Genomic DNA, 23,460 nt, shown 5'->3' with positions numbered 1-23,460 from the left:
ACCGGCCCGCACATCGGTCGGTCGCCGACAACCGGCGTGCGTGCCCCTGACTACGTGTGCGACAACTGCCGCCGGCTGCCCCGCCTGCGTATCCGCTCCTGCTCCCGGTCCAACGCCCGGGCCTGCCTGTGGGCGCGGCGGCGCTCACGACGCAGCCGGCGGGCCGTGCTGCTCGGCGTCGACACGACGCCGTGCCGCTGGTTCCAGACCTGACGTGTGACCCACACGTCCAGCACGCCCCAGGTCGCCACGACCGTGCTGGCCACGCTGGAGAGCACCATGGGGAAGGCCAGCCAGGAACCGGTGAGCGTGCACAGGAACGCGACCATCGCCTGCATGAGCGTCAGGGCCACTATCAGCACGGCCCGCACGGCTGCCGTACGCACCGGGTCGGGCATGCGCGGGTGCCGAGCCGGTTCCTCCACCCAGAGCGGTTTCCCGCGCGCGGCGTCGGCCGTCAGGCTTCCGAGCCCCACTCCGAGTTCTGCCATCAATTCCCCGGATCCCCGCGCGGATCCGGCCGCGGCGCTGTTCTCGGACGCCGTGCGCCGCTCTGCCGTGCCCATCAACTCGTCACTCCCCTCGGCCCCGCATGCCCCTGGCCCCGCATGCCCCTCGGTCGTGTGCCGGTCCGATCCGACCCCTCATTGGCTGCCCGGTTTGCATTGCTTTACGCCGCCGGATGCGCCCGGCGCCACATGTGGCCCGTTCCACCCTCGGTTCCCGTACGTAAGGACGAACGAGGACAGGAGAAGATTCCCAAGTGGCCTGGAGATCCAGCCGACTGACCGTCTGTCGCAGCCCATGAGATCTGTCGTCGCCCTGTCTGGCGACATTGCGTGCAATGCCCTGACCTGCAGGACGCGGTGTCCTCTCCTGCCAGGGCCAGTCAGGACACCCGGCGTCAGCGATCCGCAGGGGTCGTGTGAAAGTATCCGGACAGGTCTTCGAGTTGTTCACGTGTCAGTAGTAGGCTCGCGCCGTTTGTTGACGTACATGTGCACCCCCGGGGCAGGGGGTTGATCTGGGGGAGGCCATGCGCTTTCGCGGGAAGTCCATCCGCAGGAAGATCGTGGCGCTGCTCGTCGTCCCGCTGGTGTCCCTGACGTCCATCTGGGGCTTCGCGACGGTACTCACCGGACGCGAGGCCAGTGATCTGCTCACGGTCGGCACCGTCGTCGAGAAGATCGGCTATCCGGTCGAGGACGCCGTGCGCGTCATCCAGCAGGAGCGCCGGCAGGCCCTGGTCTACCTGGCAGACCCCCGTGACTCCGCCACCGTCACCGCCCTGCGCCGCACCCGCGTGGAGACGGACATGGCCGTGGAGAAGATCCGCAAGAACGCAGCGGATCCCGGACTGCGGGGCGAACTCTCGCAGGGAAACAGCAGACGACTCACGTCCGTCCTGGACGCGCTCGATGGAATCGACTCCCTGCGCCGCAGCGTCGCCAGGGGCGACATGGCCCGCTCCGAGGTGCTCGACCGCTACAACCGCCTGATCGACCCCTGCTACACGCTCCTGGCGACCCTGCACGGCATCGACAACGTAGAGCTGGACAAGCAGGCCCGCGCACTGGTCAACCTGGCACGCGCGCGTGAGCTGCTGTCACGCGAGGACGCCCTGCTCGGCTCCGCCCTGGCCGCACAGCGCATGACCCGCGCCGAGGTCCGCGAAATCTCCGACCTCGTGGCGCAGCGCACCCTGCTGTACGACATCAATCTGCCGCTGCTGCCCGACGAGGACCGCGACCGCTACCAGCGTTTCTGGAACGGCGCCGCCTCGGCTCCGCTCCGCGTGGCCGAGCGGTCCGTCATCACCTCCACGCCCGGCATGCCCCGCGGCGTCACCCTCGCCACCTGGAACAGCGCAGCCGGCCACGCACTCACCGATCTCGCCGAGATCAACACCACGGCCGACGAGCGCTACCAGGACCGCGTCAAGCCCGCCGCCGTCGGCGTCCTCGTCAAGGCCGGTATCGCCGGGGTGCTCGGCGCGCTCGCCCTGCTGGTCTCGCTGTTCCTCTCCGTACGCATCGGCCGGAGCCTCGTCCGCGATCTGCGCCGGCTGAGCCTCGAGGCCCACGAGTCGTCCGGGGTCCGGCTGCCCAGCGTGATGCGCCGCCTCGCCGCGGGCGAGCAGGTCGACGTGGAGACCGAGGCGCCCCGGCTCGAGTACGAGAAGCACGAGATCGGCCAGGTCGGCCAGGCGCTCAACACGCTTCAGCGGGCAGCCGTCGAGGCGGCCGTGAAACAGGCCGAACTGCGCCAGGGCGTCTCCGAAGTGTTCGTGAACCTCGCCCGCCGCAGCCAGGTGCTCCTGCACAAGCAGCTCACACTGCTCGACGCCATGGAGCGCCGCACCGAGGACGCCGAGGAACTCGCCGACCTCTTCCGCCTCGACCACCTGACCACCCGCATGCGGCGGCACGCCGAGGGCCTGGTGATCCTCTCGGGCGCCGCCCCCTCCCGCCAGTGGCGCAAGCCGGTCCAGCTCATGGACGTGGTCCGCGCGGCCGTCGCCGAAGTCGAGGACTACGAGCGCATCGAGGTACGCCGCCTGCCGCGCGTCGCCGTCACCGGCCCCGCCGTCGCCGACCTCACACATCTGACGGCCGAACTCCTCGAGAACGCCACCGTGTTCTCACCGCCGCACACCGCCGTGCAGGTCCTCGGCCAGCGCGTCGCCAACGGCTTCACGCTGGAGATCCACGACCGGGGCCTGGGCATAGCCGCCGATGCGCTCCTCGACGCCAATCTGCGGCTCGCCGAGAGCCAGGAGTTCGAGCTGTCCGACACCGACCGGCTCGGCCTCTTCGTGGTCAGCCGGCTCGCCCAGCGACAGAACGTGCGCGTCTCGCTGCAGCCGTCCCCGTACGGCGGTACCACCGCGGTCGTCTTCATCCCGGACGCCCTGCTCACCGACGACGTGCCCGACACCAACGGCGTCGGCTTCCGCCTCGACCGCCCGCAGGCGAAGGGGCTGGCCCCCCGCGACGCACACGGCGACCGCGCGGAGCGCACCGCGGGGCTCACCGCTCTGCCCGTACCGCTGCCGGAGCTGTCACCCGCCGTCCTGGACGGCCCGGTGGAGCTGGAGGCGCCGGTCGGGACGGAGGGCCTGGACGACTTCCCGGGCGCGCTCGGCGACGACGACAGCGAGCGGGGCGGCATCTTCCGGCCGCGTCGCTCCATCGCCGCGCCCCCGAGCGAACAGCACCAGCAGGCCGGCCACGAGCACGAGGCCCGGTTCGGCTCCGCCCGCCCCGGCGACGAGGACCACCCCGGCGCTCCCGTGCCGCTGCCACGGCGCAGGACACCCAAGCTGGTGAGCTCGCACGGCCGCCCGGTGGGGCAGCCGTGGCAGCGCGACACGGAACCCCCGGCGGACCGCCCCGCGCAGTCATCCACGCCCGGACTGGCGCAGCCACTGCTGCCCGGGAGCTCCGACGGCACGCCCGAGCTCCCCCGGCGCCGGAAGCGGACCGAGGCAGCGGCCACCCGGCCCGAGACCGGATCGAGCGGGAACATCGACAAGTCGACGGCGGACGACGACGGGCCGACGCGGAACGGCGCCGGACCGAGGGGAAGCGGCACCGGACCGAGCGAGGCGGCACCGGGCGGAACCGGCGACGGTGCGCTGCCCCGCCGCGTACGCCAGGCCAGCCTCGCCCCCCAGCTCAAGACCGGACCCGAGCGCCGCACCGAGCGAGAAGCCGCTCGCGACGCCTCCGGGACCGAGACACGCGACGCCGAAGAGGTACGCAGCCGTATGGCCTCGCTCCAGCGGGGCTGGCAGCGCGGCCGTGAGGAAAACGCCGCGGGCGACAACGCCCCCGACAGCACAGCACAGGGAACGACATCTGAGGGGGACGGTCGATGACCGCACCGAAGGCCACCAGCCACACCGCGACGCCCGGAGTCTCGGGAGAGCTGAACTGGCTACTCGACGAACTGGTCCAGCGCGTCGCCAGCATCCGCAAGGCGATCGTGCTCTCCGGCGACGGTCTCGCCACCGGCGTCTCGGCGGACCTGACCCGCGAGGACGCCGAGCACCTGGCCGCTGTCGCCTCGGGCTTCCACAGCCTCGCCAAGGGCGTCGGCCGCCACTTCGAGGCGGGCAGCGTCCGGCAGACCGTGGTCGAGCTCGACGAGGCCTTCCTCTTCGTCACCGCCGCCGGCGACGGCAGCTGCCTCGCCGTGCTGTCCGACAGCGACTCCGACATCGGCCAGATCGCGTACGAGATGACGCTGCTGGTCAAGAGGGTCGGCGTGCATCTGGGCACGGCACCGCGTACGGATCTGCACCCCGGCGGGTAGTGGGATGGCATGAGCGCAGACGGTCAGGGCACGCAGGACAAGGCCCACTGGTTCGACGACGACGCCGGACCGGTGGTGCGTCCGTACGCCATGACGCGCGGCCGCACCAGGAGCGCCGAGCAGCACCGCCTCGACCTCATCGCCCTCGTCGTCGCCGAGGACCCGACGCACGACCCGGAGCCGGACCAGGCGCTGTCTCCGGAGCACGTCGACATCGTCGCCCGCTGCCGTGAGGCGCCCCAGTCGGTCGCCGAACTCGCAGCCGAGCTGAACCTGCCCATCGGCGTCGTACGGGTGCTCATCGGCGATCTCGCCGACGAGGGCCTGGTACACGTGTCGCGTCCCGTGCCCCCCGCGGAGCTGCCGGACGAGAGTATTCTGCGGGACGTGATCAACGGTCTCCGGGCGCTCTGAGCAGGGCGGAAGCGGGTGGGCACGTGACAGGCTGGCAGTTCTGGGTCGATCGCGGCGGCACCTTCACCGATGTCGTCGCGCAGTCCCCGGACGGCCGCCTGCTGACCCACAAGCTCCTGTCGGACAACCCGCGCTACGCCGACGCCGCGGTCGCGGGCATCCGCGAAATCCTCAGAGCGGCCGACGAGTCCGCTCAGGACGGCCCCGAACAGCAGCGCGACGTCCCGAACGCGACGATCGACGCCGTCCGCATGGGCACCACGGTCGCCACCAACGCCCTCCTGGAACGCAAGGGCGAGCGCACCCTCCTCGTGATCACCCGCGGCTTCCGCGATGCCCTGCGCATCGCCTACCAGAACCGTCCCCGCATCTTCGCCCGCGAGATCGTGCTCCCCGAGCTGCTGTACGAGCGGGTCGTCGAGGCCGACGAGCGCATCACCGCCGACGGCGAGGTCCTGCGCGCCCCGGATCTGGACAGCCTCGCCGGCCCGCTGCAGGAGGCCTACGACGACGGGATCCGCTCCGTCGCCGTGGTCTGCATGCACAGCCATCTCCACCCCGCACACGAGCGCGCCATCGGCGAACTCGCCGCGCGCACCGGCTTCCCGCAGATCTCACTCTCCAGCGAGGTCAGCCCACTGATGAAGCTGGTACCGCGCGGGGACACGGCCGTCGTCGACGCCTATCTGTCGCCCGTGCTGCGCCGGTATGTGCGGCACGTCGCCGACCAGCTCGAAGGCGTACGGCTGATGTTCATGCAGTCCAACGGCGGGCTCACCGAAGCCGGCCAGTTCCGCGGCAAGGACGCCATCCTGTCCGGGCCCGCGGGCGGCATCGTCGGCATGGCCCGTATGTCGCAGCTCGCCGGATTCCACCGCGTCATCGGCTTCGACATGGGCGGCACCTCCACGGATGTCTCGCACTTCGCCGGCGAGTACGAACGGGTCTTCACGACGCAGATCGCCGGGGTGCGGCTGCGTGCGCCCATGCTGGACATCCACACCGTCGCCGCGGGCGGCGGCTCCGTGCTCCACTTCGACGGCAGCCGCTATCGCGTGGGCCCCGACTCGGCGGGCGCCGACCCCGGACCCGCCTGCTACCGGAACGGCGGGCCGCTCACCGTCACCGACGCCAACGTCGCCCTCGGACGCATCCACCCCGGCCACTTCCCGCGCGTGTTCGGCCCCGACGGTGACCAGCCCCTCGACGCCGAGCTGGTCAGCGAACGCTTCTCCGCCCTGGCACACGACATCAGGGAGCAGACCGGCGACGACCGCACCCCCGAACAGGTCGCCGAGGGCTATCTGCAGATCGCCGTGGCCAACATCGCCAACGCCGTGAAGCGGATTTCGGTCCAGAAGGGCCACGACATCACCCGCTATGCCCTCACCACCTTCGGGGGCGCGGGCGGTCAGCACGCCTGCAAGGTCGCCGACTCGCTCGGCATCCGCACCGTCCTGGTCCCGCCCATGGCCGGCGTACTCTCCGCGCTCGGCATCGGCCTCGCCGACACGACCGCCATGCGCGAGCAGTCCGTCGAGGCCCGCCTCGAACCCTCCGCGATGTCCGCCATCCGCAAGAGCGCCGACGACCTGGAGAGCGCGGCGCACGCCGAACTGCGCGCCGAGGACGTGCCCGACGACCGCATCCGCGTCACCCGCCGAGCCCAGCTGCGCTATGACGGCACGGACACCACGCTCACCGTCGAACTCTCCGACCCCGACGCCATGACGCGCGCCTTCGAGGACCGTCATCGCGCCACCTACTCCTTCACCCTCGACCGTCCGGTCGTCGTCGAAGCCCTCTCCGTGGAAGCCACCGGTCTCACCGAACCCCCCGATCTGTCCGCATTCGCCGAGCGGACCCCCTCCGCCGGCACCCCCGAGACCGTCAGGCTGCACACGGGCGGCGTCTGGCGCGACGTACCCCTGCACCGGCGCGAGGAACTGCCTCCCGGGCACCCCGTCACCGGGCCGGCGATCATCACCGAGTCCGGCGCCACGACGGTCGTGGACGACGGCTGGCAGGCGGCGATGAACCCCGACGGTCACCTGGTCATGGAACGGGCGGCGGTCACGGAGAGTTCCCACGTCGGCACAGAAGCCGATCCGGTGCTCCTCGAGGTCTTCAACAACCTCTTCATGTCGATCGCCGAACAGATGGGCGCCCGCCTGGAGTCGACGGCCCAGTCCGTCAACATCAAGGAGCGCCTCGACTTCTCCTGCGCCCTCTTCGACCCGGACGGCAACCTCGTCGCCAACGCCCCGCACATCCCGGTCCACCTCGGCTCGATGGGCACCAGCGTCAAGGAGGTCATCCGGCGGCGCCGCGACAGCATGCGTCCCGGCGACAGCTACGCGATCAACGACCCGTACCACGGCGGCACCCACCTCCCCGACGTCACCGTGATCACCCCGGTGTTCGACACGGCGGGGGAGCGGATTCTCTTCTACGTCGCCTCGCGCGGCCACCACGCCGAGATCGGCGGCATCGCACCCGGCTCCATGCCCGCGAACAGCCGCACCATCGAGGAGGAAGGCGTCCTCTTCGACAACTGGCTGCTCGTCGAAGGCGGCCGCTTCCGCGAGGAGGAGACGCGCCGCCTGCTCACCGAGGCGCACTACCCCTCCCGCAACTCGAAGACCAACCTCGCCGACCTGCGCGCCCAGATCGCCGCCAACCAGAAGGGCGTCGACGAAGTCGCCCGCATGATGGAGGACTTCGGCCTCGATGTCGTCCAGGCGTACATGAGGCACGTCCAGGACAACGCCGAAGAAGCGGTACGCCGCGTCATCGACGCCCTCGAGGACGGTGAGTACGCCTACGAGACCGACTCCGGTGCCGTCATCCGTGTTCGCATCCGCGTGGACCGCGACCAACGGGCCGCCACCATCGACTTCACCGGTACGTCGCCCCAGCTCGACACCAACTTCAACGCACCGTTCTCCGTGGTCAACGCGGCCGTCCTGTACGTCTTCCGCACCCTGGTGGCCGCCGACATCCCGCTCAACGACGGCTGTCTGCGGCCGCTGCGCATCATCGTCCCGCCGGGGTCCATGCTGGCACCGCAGCCCCCGGCCGCCGTCGTCGCCGGAAACGTGGAGACCTCGCAGGCCATCACCGGCGCCCTCTACGCCGCCCTGGGCGTCCAGGCCGAGGGCTCCGGCACCATGAACAACGTCACCTTCGGCAACGAGCGGTACCAGTACTACGAGACCGTGGCCTCGGGATCGGGTGCCGGGGACGGGTTCCCCGGCGCGCCCGTCGTCCAGACCCATATGACCAACTCCCGCCTCACCGACCCCGAGGTGCTGGAGTGGCGACTGCCCGTCCTCCTCGACGAGTTCGCGGTACGGCGCGGCAGCGGCGGAGGGGGTAGGTGGCGCGGCGGGGACGGCGCCGTACGCCGGATCCGCTTCCGCGAACCCATGACGGTGTCCACGCTGTCCCAGCACCGCAGGATGCCGCCGTACGGCATGGCGGGCGGAGAGCCAGGAGCCCTCGGCTCCAACCGCGTCGAACGCGCCGACGGCACGGTCACCCGGCTGCGGGGCAGCGACTCCGCCGAGGTGCGGCCCGGTGACGTACTCGTGATCGAAACCCCGGGTGGCGGCGGGTACGGTCTCCCAGCACACGACCCCAGCGAACAGTGAGTCAGGAGAACAGACCGATGATCCTCGGGCGCTCCGCGCGCGGCAAGGCCCCCGTCGAGCCCGTCACGCTCAAGATCCTCGTGGCCGGCGGTTTCGGGGTGGGCAAGACGACCCTCGTCGGCGCGATCAGCGAGATCAGGCCGCTGCGGACCGAGGAGATGCTCACCGAGGCCGGCCGGCCGGTCGACGACACCAATGGGGTCGAGGGCAAGCACACCACCACGGTCGCCATGGACTTCGGGCGCATCACGCTCCGCGACGACCTGGTGCTGTATCTCTTCGGCACCCCCGGGCAGGACCGTTTCTGGTTCCTGTGGGACGAACTCGCCACCGGCGCCCTCGGGGCCGTCGTGCTGGCCGACACCCGGCGACTGGAGGACTGCTTCGCCGCCGTCGACTACTTCGAGCGGCGCTCCATCCCCTTCATCGTCGCCGTCAACTGCTTCGAAGGAGCCGAACGTCACCCGGCGGACGCGGTCCAGCAGGCTCTCGACCTCGACCCCGGAGTGCCCGTCGTGCTGTGCGACGCACGCGACCTGCAGTCCGTCAAGGAAGTGCTGATCGAGGTCGTCGAGCACGCCATGGCGGTCGCCGCGGATCACCGCCAGACCGTCACCACCTGAGACGGCGTCACCATGTGAGGCGGCCCGTACCCCCACCGACCGGGGTACGGGCCGCGGTCCACGCGCGCGTGCCGCGCGATTCAGCGGGAGACGGTCACCCCGCGCTGTCCTCGTGCCAGCCGAGGCTCTTCTCGACCGCTTTGCGCCAGTTGTCGTACTCGCGGTCCCGCACCTGCGTCTCCATACCGGGCGTCCACTCGGCGTCCTTCTGCCAGTGCGTCTTGAGCTCGTCCAGGTCGTTCCACACACCGGTCGCCAGACCGGCGGCGTAGGCCGCACCCAGGCACGTGGTCTCCGAGACCCTGGGCCGGATCACCGGCACGCCCAGCACATCCGCCTGGTGCTGCATCAGCAGATTGTTCTTGGTCATGCCGCCGTCGACCTTGAGGGTGGTGATCTGCACCCCCGAGTCCTGGTACATCGCGTCGACGACTTCCCGCGTCTGCCAGCTCGTCGCCTCCAGCACCGCACGCGCCAGATGGCCCTTGGTCACATACCGGGTAAGCCCCGTGATGACACCCCGCGCGTCCGCGCGCCAGTACGGCGCGAACAGACCCGAGAACGCGGGCACGATGTACGCACCGCCGTTGTCGTCCACGCTCGACGCAAGCTGCTCGATCTCGTCGGCCGTGCGGATGATCCCGAGCTGGTCGCGGAACCACTGAACCAGCGCACCGGTGATCGCTATGGCCCCTTCGAGGCAGTAGACGGGCGCCTCGCTGCCGATCTTGTAGCCCATCGTCGTCAGCAGGCCGTTCTTCGAGGGCACCGGCCGGTTCCCGGTGTTGAGCAGCAGGAAGCTGCCCGTGCCGTAGGTGTTCTTGGCCGTCCCCGTGTCGTAGCAGGCCTGGCCGAACACGGCGGCCTGCTGGTCGCCCAGCGCCGACGCGACCGGAACCCCCTCGAGCTGGCCCACGGCCGTGCCGTACACCTCGGCCGAGGACCTGATCTCCGGCAGGACCGCCTCGGGAACGTTCATCGCCGACAGGATGGACTGGTCCCACTGCAGCGTCTGGAGGTTCATCAGCATGGTGCGGCCGGCGTTCGTCACGTCCGTGACGTGCACCCCGCCGTCCACACCGCCCGTGAGGTTCCAGATCAGCCAGGAGTCGATCGTGCCGAAGGCGATCTCGCCGCGCTCGGCACGTGCCCGCAGGCCCGGCACGTTGTCCAGCAGCCAGGCCGCCTTGGGCCCGGAGAAGTAGCTGGCGAGGGGTAGGCCGGTCTGCTCGCGGAAACGGTCCTGCCCGTCCGAGCCGCCCAGTTCGGTGCAGAGCGCGGACGTACGCGTGTCCTGCCACACGATGGCGTTGTGCACGGGCTTGCCCGTGGCGCGGTCCCACAGCACCGTCGTTTCGCGCTGGTTGGTGATACCGAGCGCGCTGAGCTGGTCGGCGCGCAGCCCGGCCTTGGCGATCGCCCCCGCGACGACGGCCTGCACCTTGGACCAGATCTCGGTGGCGTCGTGCTCCACCCAGCCGGGCTTGGGGAAGATCTGGCGGTGTTCGCGCTGGTCGACGGCGACGATCGCGCCGTCCTGGTTGAAGATGATGCAGCGGCTGGAGGTAGTGCCCTGGTCGATTGCGGCGACGAACTTGTCCGTCATGACGTCCCCTTCGTCAGAAGGCTGCGTTGTAGATCAGTCCCGACAGGGCTCCGCCGATGAGCGGCCCGACCACCGGAATCCAGGCGTAACTCCAGTTGGACGTGCCCTTGTTCGGTATCGGCAGGAACGAGTGCACGATGCGCGGGCCCAGGTCACGGGCCGGGTTGATGGCATAGCCCGTGGGCCCGCCGAGGGAGAGACCGATGCCGACGACCAGCAGGGAGACGATCAGCACGAGGGTGCCGGACTCGCCGAGCCCCTTCGTCAGCCCGAAGGCGAGGATCGGCAGCACCAGGCCGATCGTCGCGATGATCTCGGTGATGAGGTTGGCGACCGGGTTCCTGATCTCCGGGATGGTGGAGAAGATGCCCAGCGTCGGTGTCGGCTCGACCGCCGTCCCCTCTGTCGTGCCCTCCTTGCGGACGTTGGCCTGGAACTGCGCCAGGTACACGAGGTAGGCGAGTACGGCCCCCAGCATGGCGCCGACCATCTGGCCGAGCAGATAGACCCAGACCTTGTCCCACTTGCCGGTGTCGACGGCGATGCCGATCGTGACGGCCGGATTGAGCTGGCCGCCGGAGAGCGGGGCGGCGGTGTACGCGCCCGCCAGTACGCCGAAGCCCCACCCGAAGGCGATGACGGTCCACCCCGACGCCTTCGCCTTCGAGTGGTTGAGGGTGACGGCGGCGCACACGCCGGCGCCGAAGAGAATCAGGATCGCGGTGCCGATCAATTCACCTAAGAAGATGTCTCCGTTGCTCATGGCGGCTCCTAGGCCTGGCCCGCGGCGGGTTCTCCGCCCCGGTGCTCCGTGCAGGGTGCGTTTCCCGTGCCTGTGTGAGCCCTGGGCAGGGAGTCCCGTGCCCCGCCCGGCCTCGGTGATGAGCGTGCCCTCGCAGCCGAATCGCCCGTAGCGCCAGTGGAGATGGCCGGGACCTGCGGCAATGGGATAGCCGAGGCCTGGCGGAGCCATGGGTGGCCGGGCAGCCGATGTGCGGCGATGCCGACTGACACCCGGAAGTGTTCACCGGTGGTGTGGGGGCGTCAAGGTCGTGGACGCGAACCATTGGCCGGTGGCGCGGATGCGGCGCAACCGGTGGCCGAGCCTCCAGTACGGCCGGAGGACGGCTGCCGCGTCACCCGGTGCGGGCGTCTCCCGGACGGCGAGACGCCGGCCTCACCGCACCGCGATCACCGAGGACCCGTGCCCGAACAGCCCCTGGTTCGCGGTCACCCCCACACGCGCGTCCGCCACCTGCCGCTCACCCGCCGCACCCCGCAGCTGCCAGGTCAGTTCACACACCTGGGCGATGGCCTGCGCCGGCACGGCTTCCCCGAACGATGCGAGCCCTCCGCTCGGATTGACGGGTATACGACCGCCGGGACCGGTGGCACCCTCGCGCAGCAGTTTCGCCGCCTCGCCCTCCCCGCAGAGGCCCAGATCCTCGTACCACTGCAGCTCCAGTGCAGTTGAGAGGTCGTACACCTCGGCCAGCGAGAGATCCTCCGGACCTATGCCCGCCTCCTCGTACGCCGCCCGCGCGATGGACACCCGGAACGGCTCGGCGGGCGGGTCCACCGCGGCCGCGGAGTCCGTGGCGATGTCGGGAAGATCGAGCACGGTGTTCGGAAACCTCGGCGTGACCGTGGACACCGCACGTATCCGCACCGGGTCCGGCGCGCCGTGCCTCCGTGCGAACTCCATGGTGGACAGCACCAGTGCTGCACCTCCGTCCGAGGTCGCACAGATGTCGAGCAGCCGCAGTGGATCGGCGACGACCGCGGACGCGGCGACTTCCTCGGCGGTCACCCGCTTGCGGTACCGGGCCAGCGGATTGAGCGCTCCCGCCGTGGAGTTCTTCACCTTGACCTGGGCGAAGTCCTCCGGAGTGTCTCCGTGCACGGCCATCCGGCGGCGCGCGTACAGGCCGAAGTACGCCGGGTTGGTCGCGCCGAGCACCCGGAACCGCAGCCAGTCCGGATCGTCAGGGCGATCTCCGCCCGCCGGGCGGAAGAAGCCCTTCGGCGCGGCATCGGCCCCGACGACCAGGACGACGTCCGCCAGGCCGGAGAGGATCTGCGCCCGTGCCGTGCTGATCGCCTGCGCGCCCGATGCGCACGCCGCGTAGACGCTCGCCACGCGCGCGCCCTGCCAGCCCAGCGCCTTCGCGAACGTCGCCCCCGCCACGTATCCCGGATATCCACCGCGGACCGTGTCCGCGCCGACGATCGAGCCTATGTCGCGCCAGTCGATCCCGGCGTCCGCAAGCGCCGCGCGTGCCGCCGCCGTGCCGTACTCGATGAAGCTGCGGCTCCACTTGCCCCACGGGTGCATGCCCGCGCCGAGCACCGCCACGTCCGCCGTCATGCCACCACCCCCGTCGTCCCCTTGGTGTGCCCCTCCGCTTCAGCCGGCCTCCTTGACCCGGTCGGACGCCAGTGCCACGTCGTCCAGGTCGTCTCCTCGTCCTCGTTGAGGACACCCGGGACGGCCTCCACCTCCATCCCGACGGCCAGATCGGCGAGGGAGACGCCCGGAGCCCCCTGCCCGAGCACCACCATGCGCTCGGCCTCCAGCTCCACAGCGATCAACGTGCAGGGCTGCCACTCGAGTTCCGGATTCGAGACATACGGCGCGGGCGGCCGGTAACGGGAGTCCGTGTACGACCAGATGCGGCCCCGCCGGGAGAGCGGCACCTCGGTCAGCTCACCGCCGGGGCAGCCGGGGTTGCGGCAGAGGACGTCCTCCCGGGGGAAGAAGACCGAAGCGCACGCGGAACACCGCGTACCCAGCAGCCGGAAGCCGCCCTCCCCTTCTCCGTCGGCCCCATCCTCCGTGAACCAACTCGCCACCACAGGCGTGCGTTTGCGCGACAAGGCCCCTCCCGGCAGTGAATGTGACGGGCTTCCGCAGTCGAATCTGACGGTACGTCAGGAGTCTGCCATGCCTGGCGGAGTTCCGGCAGGGGTCGCGAACGGCCGCCGACTGTATGCGATCGTCTTCCCGCCGGAACGTCGCCCTGGTACGGATGGGGCATGAGAGCACTGTCTTCCGCACTGCGCGGCCTGGTCACCGCGACCGCCGCCCTGCTCGCCGTGGCCCTCACCTCCGCCCCCGCCCACGCGAGCACCGAACCCAAGGCCCCCGAGGAGTTCGTCGCGCTGAGGGACGTCGACAAGTCGATCCTCCAGGAGATCAGGTACTTCACCCCGCACAACTTCGTGGGCGAGCGCGTGGACGGCTACGAACAGCCGATGTGCATCCTCACCCGCCCGGCAGCCGAAGCCCTGCACAAGGCCCAGGTCCAGCTGGTGAGCAAGGGGTATTCGCTCAAGGTCTACGACTGCTACCGGCCGCAGCGAGCCGTCGACCACTTCGTCCGCTGGGCGAAGGACCTCGACGACCAGAGCATGAAGGCCGAGTTCTACCCGAACGTCGACAAGACACGTCTGTTCGCGGACGGTTACATCGCGGAGAAGTCGGGGCACAGCCGGGGCTCGACGCTCGACCTGACGATCGTGAAGCTGCCCGCGCTGCCCACCAGGCCGTATCACCCCGGTGAGCCCCTTGTGCCCTGTTACGCGCCGCAGGACGAGCGCTTCCCCGACAACTCGGTCGACATGGGCACCGGATTCGACTGTTTCGACACCCTGTCCCACACCGACGACCCGCGCATCCAGGGAGTGCAGCGCGCCAACCGCGATCTGCTGAGGAGCACGCTTGCGGCTCAGGGCTTCGTGAACCTCCCGGAGGAGTGGTGGCACTTCACGTACAAGCCTGAGCTGTTCCCCGACACGTATTTCGACTTCCCCGTGTCACGGAAGTCGCTCACCGCTCACGACTGACGGCCGGCCGTCCCGGGGTCCGCCTCGCCGTTCCATGCGAGCTCGGGCCGCGCTCGGGGAGCCCGCGCTCCCCGAACGCTCGCCCGGCATCTCAGCGTCTATCAGGGACGGGAACCGGACAGAATGCGGCGCCAGGCGATCGGATACAGTCCGCGGCGTGTCCGAAACCCAGCACTCTTCCTTCAACACCAAGCCGGACTCACACTGTTCGAGCTGCGGCACGCCCTACGGGGACGCGGCGTCCGGCTGGCCCCGCACCTGCTCTGCCTGCGGTGCCGTTGCCTATCGCAGCCCGCTGCCGGTGGCGGTCGCGCTTCAGCCCGCGTACGACTCGTCCGGCACGGGCCTGGTCGTCATCACACGGACCATCGCGCCCGCACGTGGAGGTATCGCTCTGCCCGGTGGCTTCCTCGACCACCGGGAGGACTGGCGGCACGCCGTCGTCCGCGAGCTCAAGGAGGAGACGGGCATCGACGCGGCGAGCCGCGACGTGCGTCTGGCCGACGCGATGAGCTCTCCCGGCGGACACCTGCTGCTGTTCGGTCTGCTGCCCGAGCGCCCGGCCCAGGAGCTGCCCCCGTCCGTGCCGACGGACGAGACTGAGGGCTGGCACCTGCTGCGCAGACCCGTCGAACTCGCCTTCCCCCTGCACACCTTGGCCGTCCGCGCGTGGTTCGAGGGCCGCTACGTCTGACGAGGCCCGGCTCCCGAGTACCTCTCGAGGGGTCCGCTCATCTGCTCGTACCGTCCCGGCTGCTCACCTCGGTCCCAGCCCTCGCACCCGCACCGGGTACGAGGGCTCGCTCCTGCCGGCCTCCCATTCCCGCTCCACCACCACACGGTCGCGCTCCCAGCGGGCCGTGAACCGCTCGGTCTCCGGCTCCTCCCAGCCGTCGCCCGCATCGGACACCACGAGGCCCCCTCCGGTACGCCCGCGGGCGGGGGCCCAGACCTCCAGTTCGAGCCCACCGTCGGCACCGCGGACCGGCAGCACCGCACCCGCCCGCGCAAGCACCGGAATACGCGACAGCGGCGCCTTCAGCAGCACCTGCCCGGGACCCTCGTACGCCTCCTCGGTGACCGTGTCGTACCACCGGCCGGCCGGAAGCCGCACCGCCCGCCGCTCTGTTCCCCGGTCAAGGACCGGCGCCACCAGAAGACAGTCACCCAGCAGGAACGCATCCTCACAGTCGCGCAGGTCCCTGTCCTCGGGCGCCCCCCACCACACGGGCCGCACATAGGGCGCACCAGTGCGACGTGCCAGATGCGCCAGCGTGACGAAGTACGGCAGCAGCCGCCGACGCTCCGCGAGCGCCACGCGTGCGTGCTCCAGCACCTCGGCACCGAACTCCCAGGGCTCCCTGCGCCCGGCCCGCAGCGCCGCATGAGTGCGGAACAGCGGCAGATGCGCGGCCAGCTGGAACCACCGCAGATACAGCTCGGGTGACGGACTGCCGTCGAACCCGCCCACGTCCGGCCCCGAGTACGGCACCCCGCACAGCCCGAGCCCCAGCACCAGCGACAACGAGGCCCGCAACCCCGGCCAGCCCGTGGCCACGTCCCCGGACCAGGTACCGCCGTACCGCTGCATCCCAGCCCACCCCGAACGCGAGAACAGGAAAGGCCGCTCCTCGGGGCGCAGTTCGCGCAGCCCCTCGTATCCCGCGCGGGCCATGCACAACCCGTACACGTTGTGGGCCTCCCGATGGTCCCCGCCGCGGCCCTCCAGCGCATGCCGTGCCGAGCGCGGCAGGGTCGCCTCCCCGAAGGCGGCGAACGACACCGGCTCGTTCATGTCGTTCCAGAACCCCGCGAACCCCTGCCGCAGCCGCTCCTCGTACAGCCCGCCCCACCACGCGCGGACCTGCGGATCCGTGAAGTCCGGATACACCGCGTCCCCGGGCCATACGACGCCCAGCACGGGCCGCTTGGATGCGTCTCGCACGAACGCGTCCGCAGCCGTCCCGGCGTCGTACACGGCGTTGCCGGGTTCGGCCTTCACTGCCGGGTCGACGATGGACACGAGCCGGACGCCGTCCCTGCGCAGCTCCTCGGCGAGCACCGGGAGCTTCGGGAACCGCTCTCGGTCGACGGTGAACACGCGGTGCCCGTCGTAGTGGTCGATGTCCAGATGGACCGCGTCGAGCGGCAGCCCCCGTTCCCGGTAGCCGGCGACGATCCGCCGCACCTCCTGCTCGCTGCCGAAGCCCCACCGCGCGTGATGGTGCCCGAGCGCCCACGCGGGCGGCACCGCGGGCGCACCCGTGAGCTGCGTCCACACGTGCAGCACGCGCGCGGGGGCGCCCACGACGACCCAGCACCGCAGCGGACCGCCGTCCATCCGCAGCTCGCATGAACCGGGACGGTCGTGTCCGGATCCGGCGCCCTCCTCGCCCTCGTGCAGCACCACCGTGCCGTCCCATGTGGAGTCGTGGAAGGCCAGGTGCGTGCCGGCGTCGGCCACCACCATCTGCACCGGCATGGTGATGTACAGCGGGTCCTCGGCGGGCCCGAACGCCCGGCCGGGGTCGGTGTTCCACAGCCGGTACGTCCCGTTCCGCAGCCGCGGCCCCGAAGCGCGCCCGCCGAGCCCGAAGAACCGTGCGTCCGCCGCCACTTCCGACCGCTGCACCCAGCGGGCGACGCCTCCCTCGCGGGGCTCCCACCAGCGGGGCGGCAGGTCCCGGCGCAGTAAGACCCCGCCGGGGGTCCGCACCTCGACGGCGCCGTGCCGCGAGACGGCCACCGTGACCCGCTCGGCCACCACCCGCCAGCCGCCGTCCTTGTCCGGCTCCAGGACGGCCCGCGGATCCGGCTCCGGACAAGGCCCCGCCAGCGCGTACGAGGGCTCGGGGCCGGCTCCGTCCCAGCCCCAGAACACCGCACCGGCCACCGTGACCATGACCCGCAGCTCGGAGCGCTCGAAGCGGATCACCCCGCCGCCCGGCCCCGGATCGGCCCCCGTCACGGGCCCGGGGACGCGGGCCCGCTCGGCCCCCCGCGCCGGCAGTCCTGCCGCGTCGATACGCCGCCTGCGCCACGCCGCCCGCACCGCGCGCACCCCCTGCGCCGCCCCCACCACACCGACCGCCTTCACCGCACGCACGAGGCCACGACCGTCCATAGTGATCACCCTGCCACTGCGGCCCACGCGCGCGTGAGGCGTTCAACTCCCGTTCACCTGTGGTAACGGCACATCTTCACGATCACGACTATGTGGGACGAGCCCTGGTGTGGAAGTCGATCACATGGCATCGTCCGTAGCAGCCGCCTTACGCGCACACACGCCCGTGTACGACAGACGCACACGACGCGCACAGCTTGGGAGCCGCCCCATGTCCTCAGCGAACCCCACACCACTCTGGCAGCCCGACCAGGAGTTCATCGCCTCCGCGCAGATCACCCGGTTCCAGGCCTGGGCGGCCGAGCACCACGGAGCACCCGCCGAGGGCGGCTACGCCGCGCTGCACCGCTGGTCCGTCGACGAGCTGGAGACGTTCTGGAAGGCCGTCACCGAGTGGTTCGACATCCGCTTCTCGACCCCCTACGCGCGCGTGCTGGGCGACCGCTCGATGCCCGGGGCCGAATGGTTCCCCGGAGCCACCCTCAACTACGCCGAGCACGCCCTGCGGGCCGCCGACACCCGCCCGGACGCGCCGGCCATCCTCGCCGTGGACGAGACCAACGAACCGCGCTCGGTGAGCTGGGCGGACCTGCGCCGCCAGGTCGGCTCCCTGGCCGCCGAGCTCCGCGCCCTCGGCGTACGCCCGGGCGACCGCGTCAGCGCCTACCTGCCCAACATCCCGGAGGCCGCCGTCGCCCTCCTCGCCACCGCGGCCGTCGGCGCCGTGTGGACCTCCTGCGCCCCCGACTTCGGCGCCCGCAGCGTCCTCGACCGCTTCCAGCAGGTCGAGCCCGTGGTCCTCTTCACGGTCGACGGCTACCGCTACGGCGGCAAGGAGCACGACCGCCGCGACACGGTCGCCGAGCTGCGCCGCGAGCTGCCAACTCTTCGCGCTGTAGTCCACATCCCGCTGCTGGGCACCGAGGCCCCCGAAGGCGCCCTCGAATGGTCGGCGCTCACCAGCGCGGACGTGACACCCGAGTACGAACAGGTGAGGTTCGACCACCCCCTGTGGGTCCTGTACTCGTCCGGCACCACGGGCCTGCCCAAGGCCATCGTCCAGTCCCAGGGCGGCATCCTCGTGGAGCACTACAAGCAGCTCGGCCTGCACTGCGACCTGGGCCCCGACGACGGCTTCTTCTGGTACACCTCCACGGGCTGGATGATGTGGAACTTCCTCGTCTCCGGCCTCCTCACGGGCACCACGATCGTCCTGTACGACGGCAGCCCGGGCCACCCCGACACCGGCGCCCAGTGGCGAGTCGCCGAACGCACCGGAGCCACGCTCTTCGGCACCTCCGCCGCGTACGTCATGGCCTGCCGCAAGGCCGGCGTCCACCCCTCACGCGACTTCGACCTCTCCCGCATCTCCTGCGTCGCCACCACTGGATCCCCGCTGCCGCCCGACGGCTTCCGCTGGCTGCACGACGAGGTGCGCGACGACCTGTGGATCGCCTCCGTCAGCGGCGGCACGGACGTCTGCTCCTGTTTCGCCGGAGCGGTCCCCACGCTGCCCGTGTACATCGGCGAACTTCAGGCACCCTGCCTCGGCACCGACCTTCAGGCCTGGGACCCCAATGGCAAACCGCTCACCGACGAAGTCGGTGAGCTCGTGGTCACCAACCCGATGCCGTCCATGCCGATCCGCTTCTGGAACGACCCCGACGGCAGCCGCTACCACGACAGCTACTTCGACACCTACCCGGGCGTCTGGCGCCACGGCGACTGGACCACGCTCACCAGCCGCGGCTCGCTGATCATCCACGGGCGCTCCGACTCGACCCTCAACCGCCAGGGCGTACGTATGGGTTCGGCCGACATCTACGAAGTCGTCGAGCGCCTCCCCGAGATCCGCGAGTCCCTCGTCATCGGCATCGAACAGCCGGACGGCGGCTACTGGATGCCCCTCTTCGTCCACCTGGCGCCCGGATCAACCCTGGACGACGACCTCAGGGCGCGCATCAAGCAGACCATCCGTGAGCAGCTCTCCCCGCGCCACATTCCCGACGAGATCATCGAGGTCCCCGGGGTCCCCCACACCCTCACCGGCAAGCGCATCGAGGTCCCCGTCAAGCGCCTCCTCCAGGGCACGCCCCTGGACAAGGCCGTCAACCCGGGCTCGGTGGACAGCATCGACCTGCTCCGCTTCTACGAGGACCTGGCACACAAGCGCGGCTGAGCGTTGTCAGTGCCGCCCGTTACGGTGAGTGAGCATTGATTCACCGCACACAGGGGGAACCATGGGGCGCACCCGGCACGGCACCACGACGCACGTTCTGCACCGCGAAGTCGCCGGCACCATCGGCCTGCTCGCCGACGAGCACGACTTCACGGCGATGCGGCGCTACCGCACCTTCACCTTCGACGACCACGAGACCTACCTCCAGCAGGTAGAGGCCCTCCTGAGAACGCTGGCAGACCAGGGCCGGCACACCTCCGTCGCCCTCTTCGACCCCGAGGAGTACGAGGGCTTCTGCGCCGAGACGGGCCTGGAACCCGACACACCCGCAAGCCGCACCCGCTTCACCGCAGAACTCGCGGCCACCGGCGCGACCGTCCCTTACGAGGGCCAGCTTCTCGCCGACCTGGTGCCGGACCTTGTCGACGAGGCCCTTCGACACACCACCTGGGAGTACGCGACGACGCTGCTGGCCGTCATCGGCGCCTGCGCCTCCTGCGGAGACGACATCGGGCGGGCCGCCTTCGTCCGCGCCTCGGAGCTGCTTGTCCGGGTCCTCGAGACGGCGGCGCCCGGCCACCGGCACCTCGTGTGCAGCGTCGCCACCGACACGGAACCGCTCCTCGCCGTGCTGAGCACCGAAGGGGACACAGACGGCACCACGCGGCTGGACGAGACCGGGGCCCTGGAATTCACCACGGTCCTCGCCGCCGGCATCGCCACGGACAGCCCCGGGGGACTCGTCATGCGTACGAGCGGTAACGGCACCGGCGACAAGGTCTACGGCTGGCGCCTGCACGGAGGAGGCCTGCAGCCCCTCACTGCGGCAGAAGTCTTCGACGCCTACTGCACCGACATCGAATCCGGAGACCTCGTCGGCCCCGAATCAGGCGTCGACTACTGCGCACCTCCGGACCTCGGCGAGGACCATTCCGGAAGCGCCCACCGGCACTGAACGGCGAGGGGCGCCCCACCCGCAGGATCGCAGGTGGAGCGCCCTCGCAACGGCCCTCCGAAGGCTCGGACCGACTACTGATCCGATGCCCTGGACCGACTATTCCGGACTATTCGCCGGACAGCACGGCCTGAGCCGCCGTCCGCGCCTCTTCCGCGCTGTCCGCAGCACGCGCGGCCGCCGCGGCCCGCTCGCACTGGGCCAGCGTGTACTTGGCAAGCGTCGCGCGCACATAGGGAATGGACGCCGCACCCATCGAAAGAGAGGTGACCCCCAGACCGGTCAGCACACAGGCGAGCAGCGGGTCCGACGCCGCCTCACCGCAGACACCACAGCTCTTGCCCTCGGCCTTCGCAGCCTCGGCCGCCAGCGCGACCAGGTCGAGGAGCGCGGGCTGCCACGGATCCTGCAGACGCGACACCGCACCCACCTGACGGTCCGCGGCGAAGGTGTACTGCGCAAGGTCATTGGTGCCCAGCGACAGGAACTCGACCTCTTGGAGAATCGACCGGGCGCGGAGAGCGGCCGAGGGAATCTCGACCATCGCGCCGAACTTCGCCTGCAGCCCCGCCTCCCGGCACGCGTCCGCGAACGCCTTGGCATCGGCGCGGTCCGCGACCATCGGCGCCATGACCTCGAGATACACCGGCAGCCCCTCCGCGGCCTTGGCCAGCGCGGTCAGCTGCGTACGCAGCACCTCGGGGTGGTCGAGCAGCGTACGCAGACCGCGCACGCCCAGCGCCGGGTTCGGCTCGTCGGCCGGCGTCAGGAAGTCCAGCGGCTTGTCGGCGCCGGCATCCAGCACGCGCACCACGACACGGCCCTCGGGGAACGCCTCGAGCACCTGGCGGTAGGCCTCGATCTGCTTCTCCTCGGACGGCGCCTTCTTGCTGTCATCAAGGAAGAGGAACTCGGTACGGAACAGACCGACACCCTCGGCACCGGCCTCCACGGCGGCCGGGACATCCGCGGGACCGCCGACGTTGGCCAGCAGCGGAACCTTGTGCCCGTCGGAGGTCGCCCCCGGGCCGCTCGACGCGGCGAGCGCCGCCTTCCGCTCAGCGGCCGCAGCCTCCAGCGCCGCCCGCTTCTCCGCACTCGGCTCGACGAATATCTCGCCGGTGCTGCCGTCCACGGCGATCAGCGTGCCCTCGGCCAGCTCACCCGCGCCCGGAAGAGCAACGACAGCCGGAACACCGAGCGCCCGCGCAAGAATGGCACTGTGGCTGGTCGGCCCGCCCTCCTCGGTCACAAAACCGAGGACCAGCGTCGGGTCGAGCAGCGCCGTGTCAGCCGGGGCGAGATCCCGGGCTATCAGCACATACGGCTCGTCACTGTCCGGCACACCCGGCATCGGCACACCGAGCAACCGCGCGACGATACGATTCCGCACATCGTCGAGGTCCGCCACACGCCCGGCCAGATACTCACCAGCACCCGCCAGCAGCGCCCGATAAGCGGCAAACGCGTCATAGACCGCACGCTCGGCCGTACTGCCGACCGCGATGCGCCTCTCCACGTCCGCCATGAGCTCCGGGTCCTGGGCCATCATCGCCTGCGCCTCGAGGACCGCCTGAGCCTCGCCGCCGGCCAGATTGCCGCGAGCGATGAGGTCGGCCGCCACCGCTTCCACAGCCTGACGGGCACGCCCCTGCTCGCGCTCCGCCTCCTCCGCGGGAATCTGCTTGGCGGGCGGCTCGAGCACCGCCGTCCCCATGTGCCGAACCTCGCCGACAGCTACACCGTGGCTGACGCCGACGCCGCGCAGCGTTGTCTCCATGTCACCGTCTCCGATAGAGCGGCGGACCCTGCCCCGCCGCGGTGGTTGTTGTATCTGGCGCCTACGGGGGCGCAGACGTCGCTCCGAGCTGGAGCGGACGTCACTTCCAGCCGAAGAGGGGCTGGCCGGCCTTTACGTCGCCGTCCTCTACTACGTCGGAGAGAGACTCTGCCGTAGCCTCGAGCGCTACGACGGGGGACACCGGGGACTTGCCGGCAGCCTCAACCGCAGCCGGGTTCCATCGGACCATGGACTGACCGCGCTGCACAGTGTCGCCCTTGCTGACGAGCAGCTCGAAGCCCTCGCCATTGAGCTGAACAGTGTCGATACCGAGGTGGGTCAGTACGCCGTGCCCCTCCTCGTCGACCACGACGAACGCATGGGGGTGCAGCGACACGACGATGCCGTCCACAGGCGCGACGGCCTCGGAGGGCTCGCGCACAGGATCGATGGCCGTGCCCGGGCCCACCATCGCCCCGGAGAACACGGGATCCGGTACTGCCGAGAGTCCTATGACGCGACCGGCAAGAGGGGACGTCACGCTGGTCATGGGGAAGCCTCCCAGGGGTGGAGAGTCGACCGCGCCGCCACTGGGTTGTCCCGGGCGGCACACTGTTCAGCAGGGTAGGTCATAAGAAGTGCCGGTTCCGCACGAGAGGCCTTGCTTGCCGGGCCTGGGCGGACTCCCCAATCGGTTTGCATGTGCTCCGCACACGGATGTAGAGTCGTAGATCCGCCGGGGCGAGAGGACGTGCCAACGTCGAAGCCCGGGGACATCTACAGCGTCAGATCCTGAAAATTGGATCCGATTCTGCATGTCCGCAGGTGACTGTGGTCAGAGAGTCGAAAAAGACCTGCTAGAGTTTGAAACCGCCGGAAAGGGAAACGCGAAAGCGAGAACCTGGAAAGCACCGAGGAAATCGGATCGGAAAGATCTGATAGAGTCGGAAACGCAAGACCGAA

The 23,460-nt window shown here is 70.4% G+C and carries 17 protein-coding genes; 9 read left to right on the top strand and 8 right to left on the bottom strand.

Going from position 1 to position 23,460, the window contains the following annotated elements:
• Positions 1-50 precede the first annotated feature (50 nt).
• Positions 51-491: a hypothetical protein gene (locus ABT009_RS04795; RefSeq protein ID WP_351289603.1), complete on the bottom strand. Its 441-nt coding sequence runs from the start codon at positions 489-491 to the stop codon at positions 51-53.
• A gap of 545 nt (positions 492-1,036) precedes the next feature.
• Here ABT009_RS04795 and ABT009_RS04790 point away from each other — a divergent pair.
• The 5 genes from ABT009_RS04790 to ABT009_RS04770 are packed head-to-tail and all read left to right on the top strand — an operon-like array spanning position 1,037 to position 9,007.
• Positions 1,037-3,880, top strand: a complete 2,844-nt coding sequence (locus ABT009_RS04790; RefSeq protein ID WP_351289601.1) for a nitrate- and nitrite sensing domain-containing protein — start codon at positions 1,037-1,039, stop codon at positions 3,878-3,880.
• The gene (locus tag ABT009_RS04785) at positions 3,877-4,317 is read left to right on the top strand and encodes a roadblock/LC7 domain-containing protein (protein WP_351289599.1); all 441 of its coding nucleotides are present in this window, start codon (positions 3,877-3,879) and stop codon (positions 4,315-4,317) included. The genes ABT009_RS04790 and ABT009_RS04785 overlap by 4 nt, the downstream gene beginning before the upstream one ends.
• 9 nt (positions 4,318-4,326) lie before the next feature.
• Positions 4,327-4,731 carry a DUF742 domain-containing protein gene (locus ABT009_RS04780; protein ID WP_351289597.1) on the top strand — a complete coding sequence of 135 codons (405 nt, stop codon included), beginning with the start codon at positions 4,327-4,329 and terminating at the stop codon, positions 4,729-4,731.
• Positions 4,732-4,754: 23 nt separating this feature from the next.
• On the top strand, positions 4,755-8,384 hold the full coding sequence (locus ABT009_RS04775; RefSeq protein ID WP_502989817.1) for a hydantoinase B/oxoprolinase family protein: 3,630 nt from the start codon (positions 4,755-4,757) through the stop codon (positions 8,382-8,384).
• Between the two features lie 17 nt (positions 8,385-8,401).
• Positions 8,402-9,007, top strand: a complete 606-nt coding sequence (locus ABT009_RS04770; RefSeq protein ID WP_351290400.1) for a GTP-binding protein — start codon at positions 8,402-8,404, stop codon at positions 9,005-9,007.
• Between the two features lie 94 nt (positions 9,008-9,101).
• On the opposite strand, the gene glpK is transcribed toward ABT009_RS04770, so the two are convergent.
• The 4 genes from glpK to ABT009_RS04750 all read right to left on the bottom strand — a co-directional run bounded on the left by glpK (position 9,102) and on the right by ABT009_RS04750 (position 13,469).
• Complete coding sequence (gene glpK / locus ABT009_RS04765) at positions 9,102-10,613, bottom strand: glycerol kinase GlpK (protein ID WP_351289595.1); 1,512 nt, start codon at positions 10,611-10,613, stop codon at positions 9,102-9,104.
• Positions 10,614-10,626: 13 nt separating this feature from the next.
• Positions 10,627-11,376: an MIP/aquaporin family protein gene (locus tag ABT009_RS04760; RefSeq protein WP_351289593.1), complete on the bottom strand. Its 750-nt coding sequence runs from the start codon at positions 11,374-11,376 to the stop codon at positions 10,627-10,629.
• A gap of 414 nt (positions 11,377-11,790) precedes the next feature.
• Complete coding sequence (locus ABT009_RS04755) at positions 11,791-12,981, bottom strand: lipid-transfer protein (RefSeq protein WP_351289592.1); 1,191 nt, start codon at positions 12,979-12,981, stop codon at positions 11,791-11,793.
• Positions 12,978-13,469, bottom strand: a complete 492-nt coding sequence (locus ABT009_RS04750; RefSeq protein WP_351290398.1) for a Zn-ribbon domain-containing OB-fold protein — start codon at positions 13,467-13,469, stop codon at positions 12,978-12,980. Before ABT009_RS04750 ends, ABT009_RS04755 begins: the two co-directional genes overlap by 4 nt.
• Before the next feature lie 180 nt (positions 13,470-13,649).
• Here ABT009_RS04750 and ABT009_RS04745 point away from each other — a divergent pair, with 180 nt between their 5' ends.
• Both ABT009_RS04745 and ABT009_RS04740 read left to right on the top strand, forming a co-directional pair.
• Positions 13,650-14,459 carry a M15 family metallopeptidase gene (locus ABT009_RS04745; RefSeq protein ID WP_351289590.1) on the top strand — a complete coding sequence of 270 codons (810 nt, stop codon included), beginning with the start codon at positions 13,650-13,652 and terminating at the stop codon, positions 14,457-14,459.
• A gap of 157 nt (positions 14,460-14,616) precedes the next feature.
• The gene (locus ABT009_RS04740; RefSeq protein WP_351289588.1) at positions 14,617-15,153 is read left to right on the top strand and encodes an NUDIX domain-containing protein; all 537 of its coding nucleotides are present in this window, start codon (positions 14,617-14,619) and stop codon (positions 15,151-15,153) included.
• 63 nt (positions 15,154-15,216) lie between these two features.
• Here ABT009_RS04740 and ABT009_RS04735 read toward each other — a convergent pair whose 3' ends face one another.
• Positions 15,217-17,583, bottom strand: a complete 2,367-nt coding sequence (locus tag ABT009_RS04735; RefSeq protein WP_351289586.1) for a glycoside hydrolase family 31 protein — start codon at positions 17,581-17,583, stop codon at positions 15,217-15,219.
• Between the two features lie 211 nt (positions 17,584-17,794).
• On the opposite strand from ABT009_RS04735, the gene ABT009_RS04730 reads away from it, so the two are divergent.
• On the top strand, positions 17,795-19,762 hold the full coding sequence (locus ABT009_RS04730) for an acetoacetate--CoA ligase (protein ID WP_351289584.1): 1,968 nt from the start codon (positions 17,795-17,797) through the stop codon (positions 19,760-19,762).
• Between the two features lie 61 nt (positions 19,763-19,823).
• Positions 19,824-20,717, top strand: a complete 894-nt coding sequence (locus ABT009_RS04725; RefSeq protein ID WP_351289582.1) for a DUF8829 domain-containing protein — start codon at positions 19,824-19,826, stop codon at positions 20,715-20,717.
• Between the two features lie 109 nt (positions 20,718-20,826).
• On the opposite strand, the gene ptsP is transcribed toward ABT009_RS04725, so the two are convergent.
• Both ptsP and ABT009_RS04715 read right to left on the bottom strand, forming a co-directional pair.
• Positions 20,827-22,497 (bottom strand): phosphoenolpyruvate--protein phosphotransferase, encoded by a 1,671-nt coding sequence (ptsP, locus tag ABT009_RS04720; protein ID WP_351289580.1) that lies wholly within the window; start codon positions 22,495-22,497, stop codon positions 20,827-20,829.
• A gap of 100 nt (positions 22,498-22,597) precedes the next feature.
• Positions 22,598-23,047: a PTS sugar transporter subunit IIA gene (locus tag ABT009_RS04715; RefSeq protein WP_351289578.1), complete on the bottom strand. Its 450-nt coding sequence runs from the start codon at positions 23,045-23,047 to the stop codon at positions 22,598-22,600.
• Positions 23,048-23,460 lie beyond the last annotated feature (413 nt).

The sequence above is a fragment of the Streptomyces sp. NPDC002896 genome, from assembly GCF_040295225.1.
Taxonomy (GTDB): Bacteria; Actinomycetota; Actinomycetes; order Streptomycetales; family Streptomycetaceae; genus Streptomyces.
This window is presented reverse-complemented; position numbering and strand designations above follow the sequence as displayed.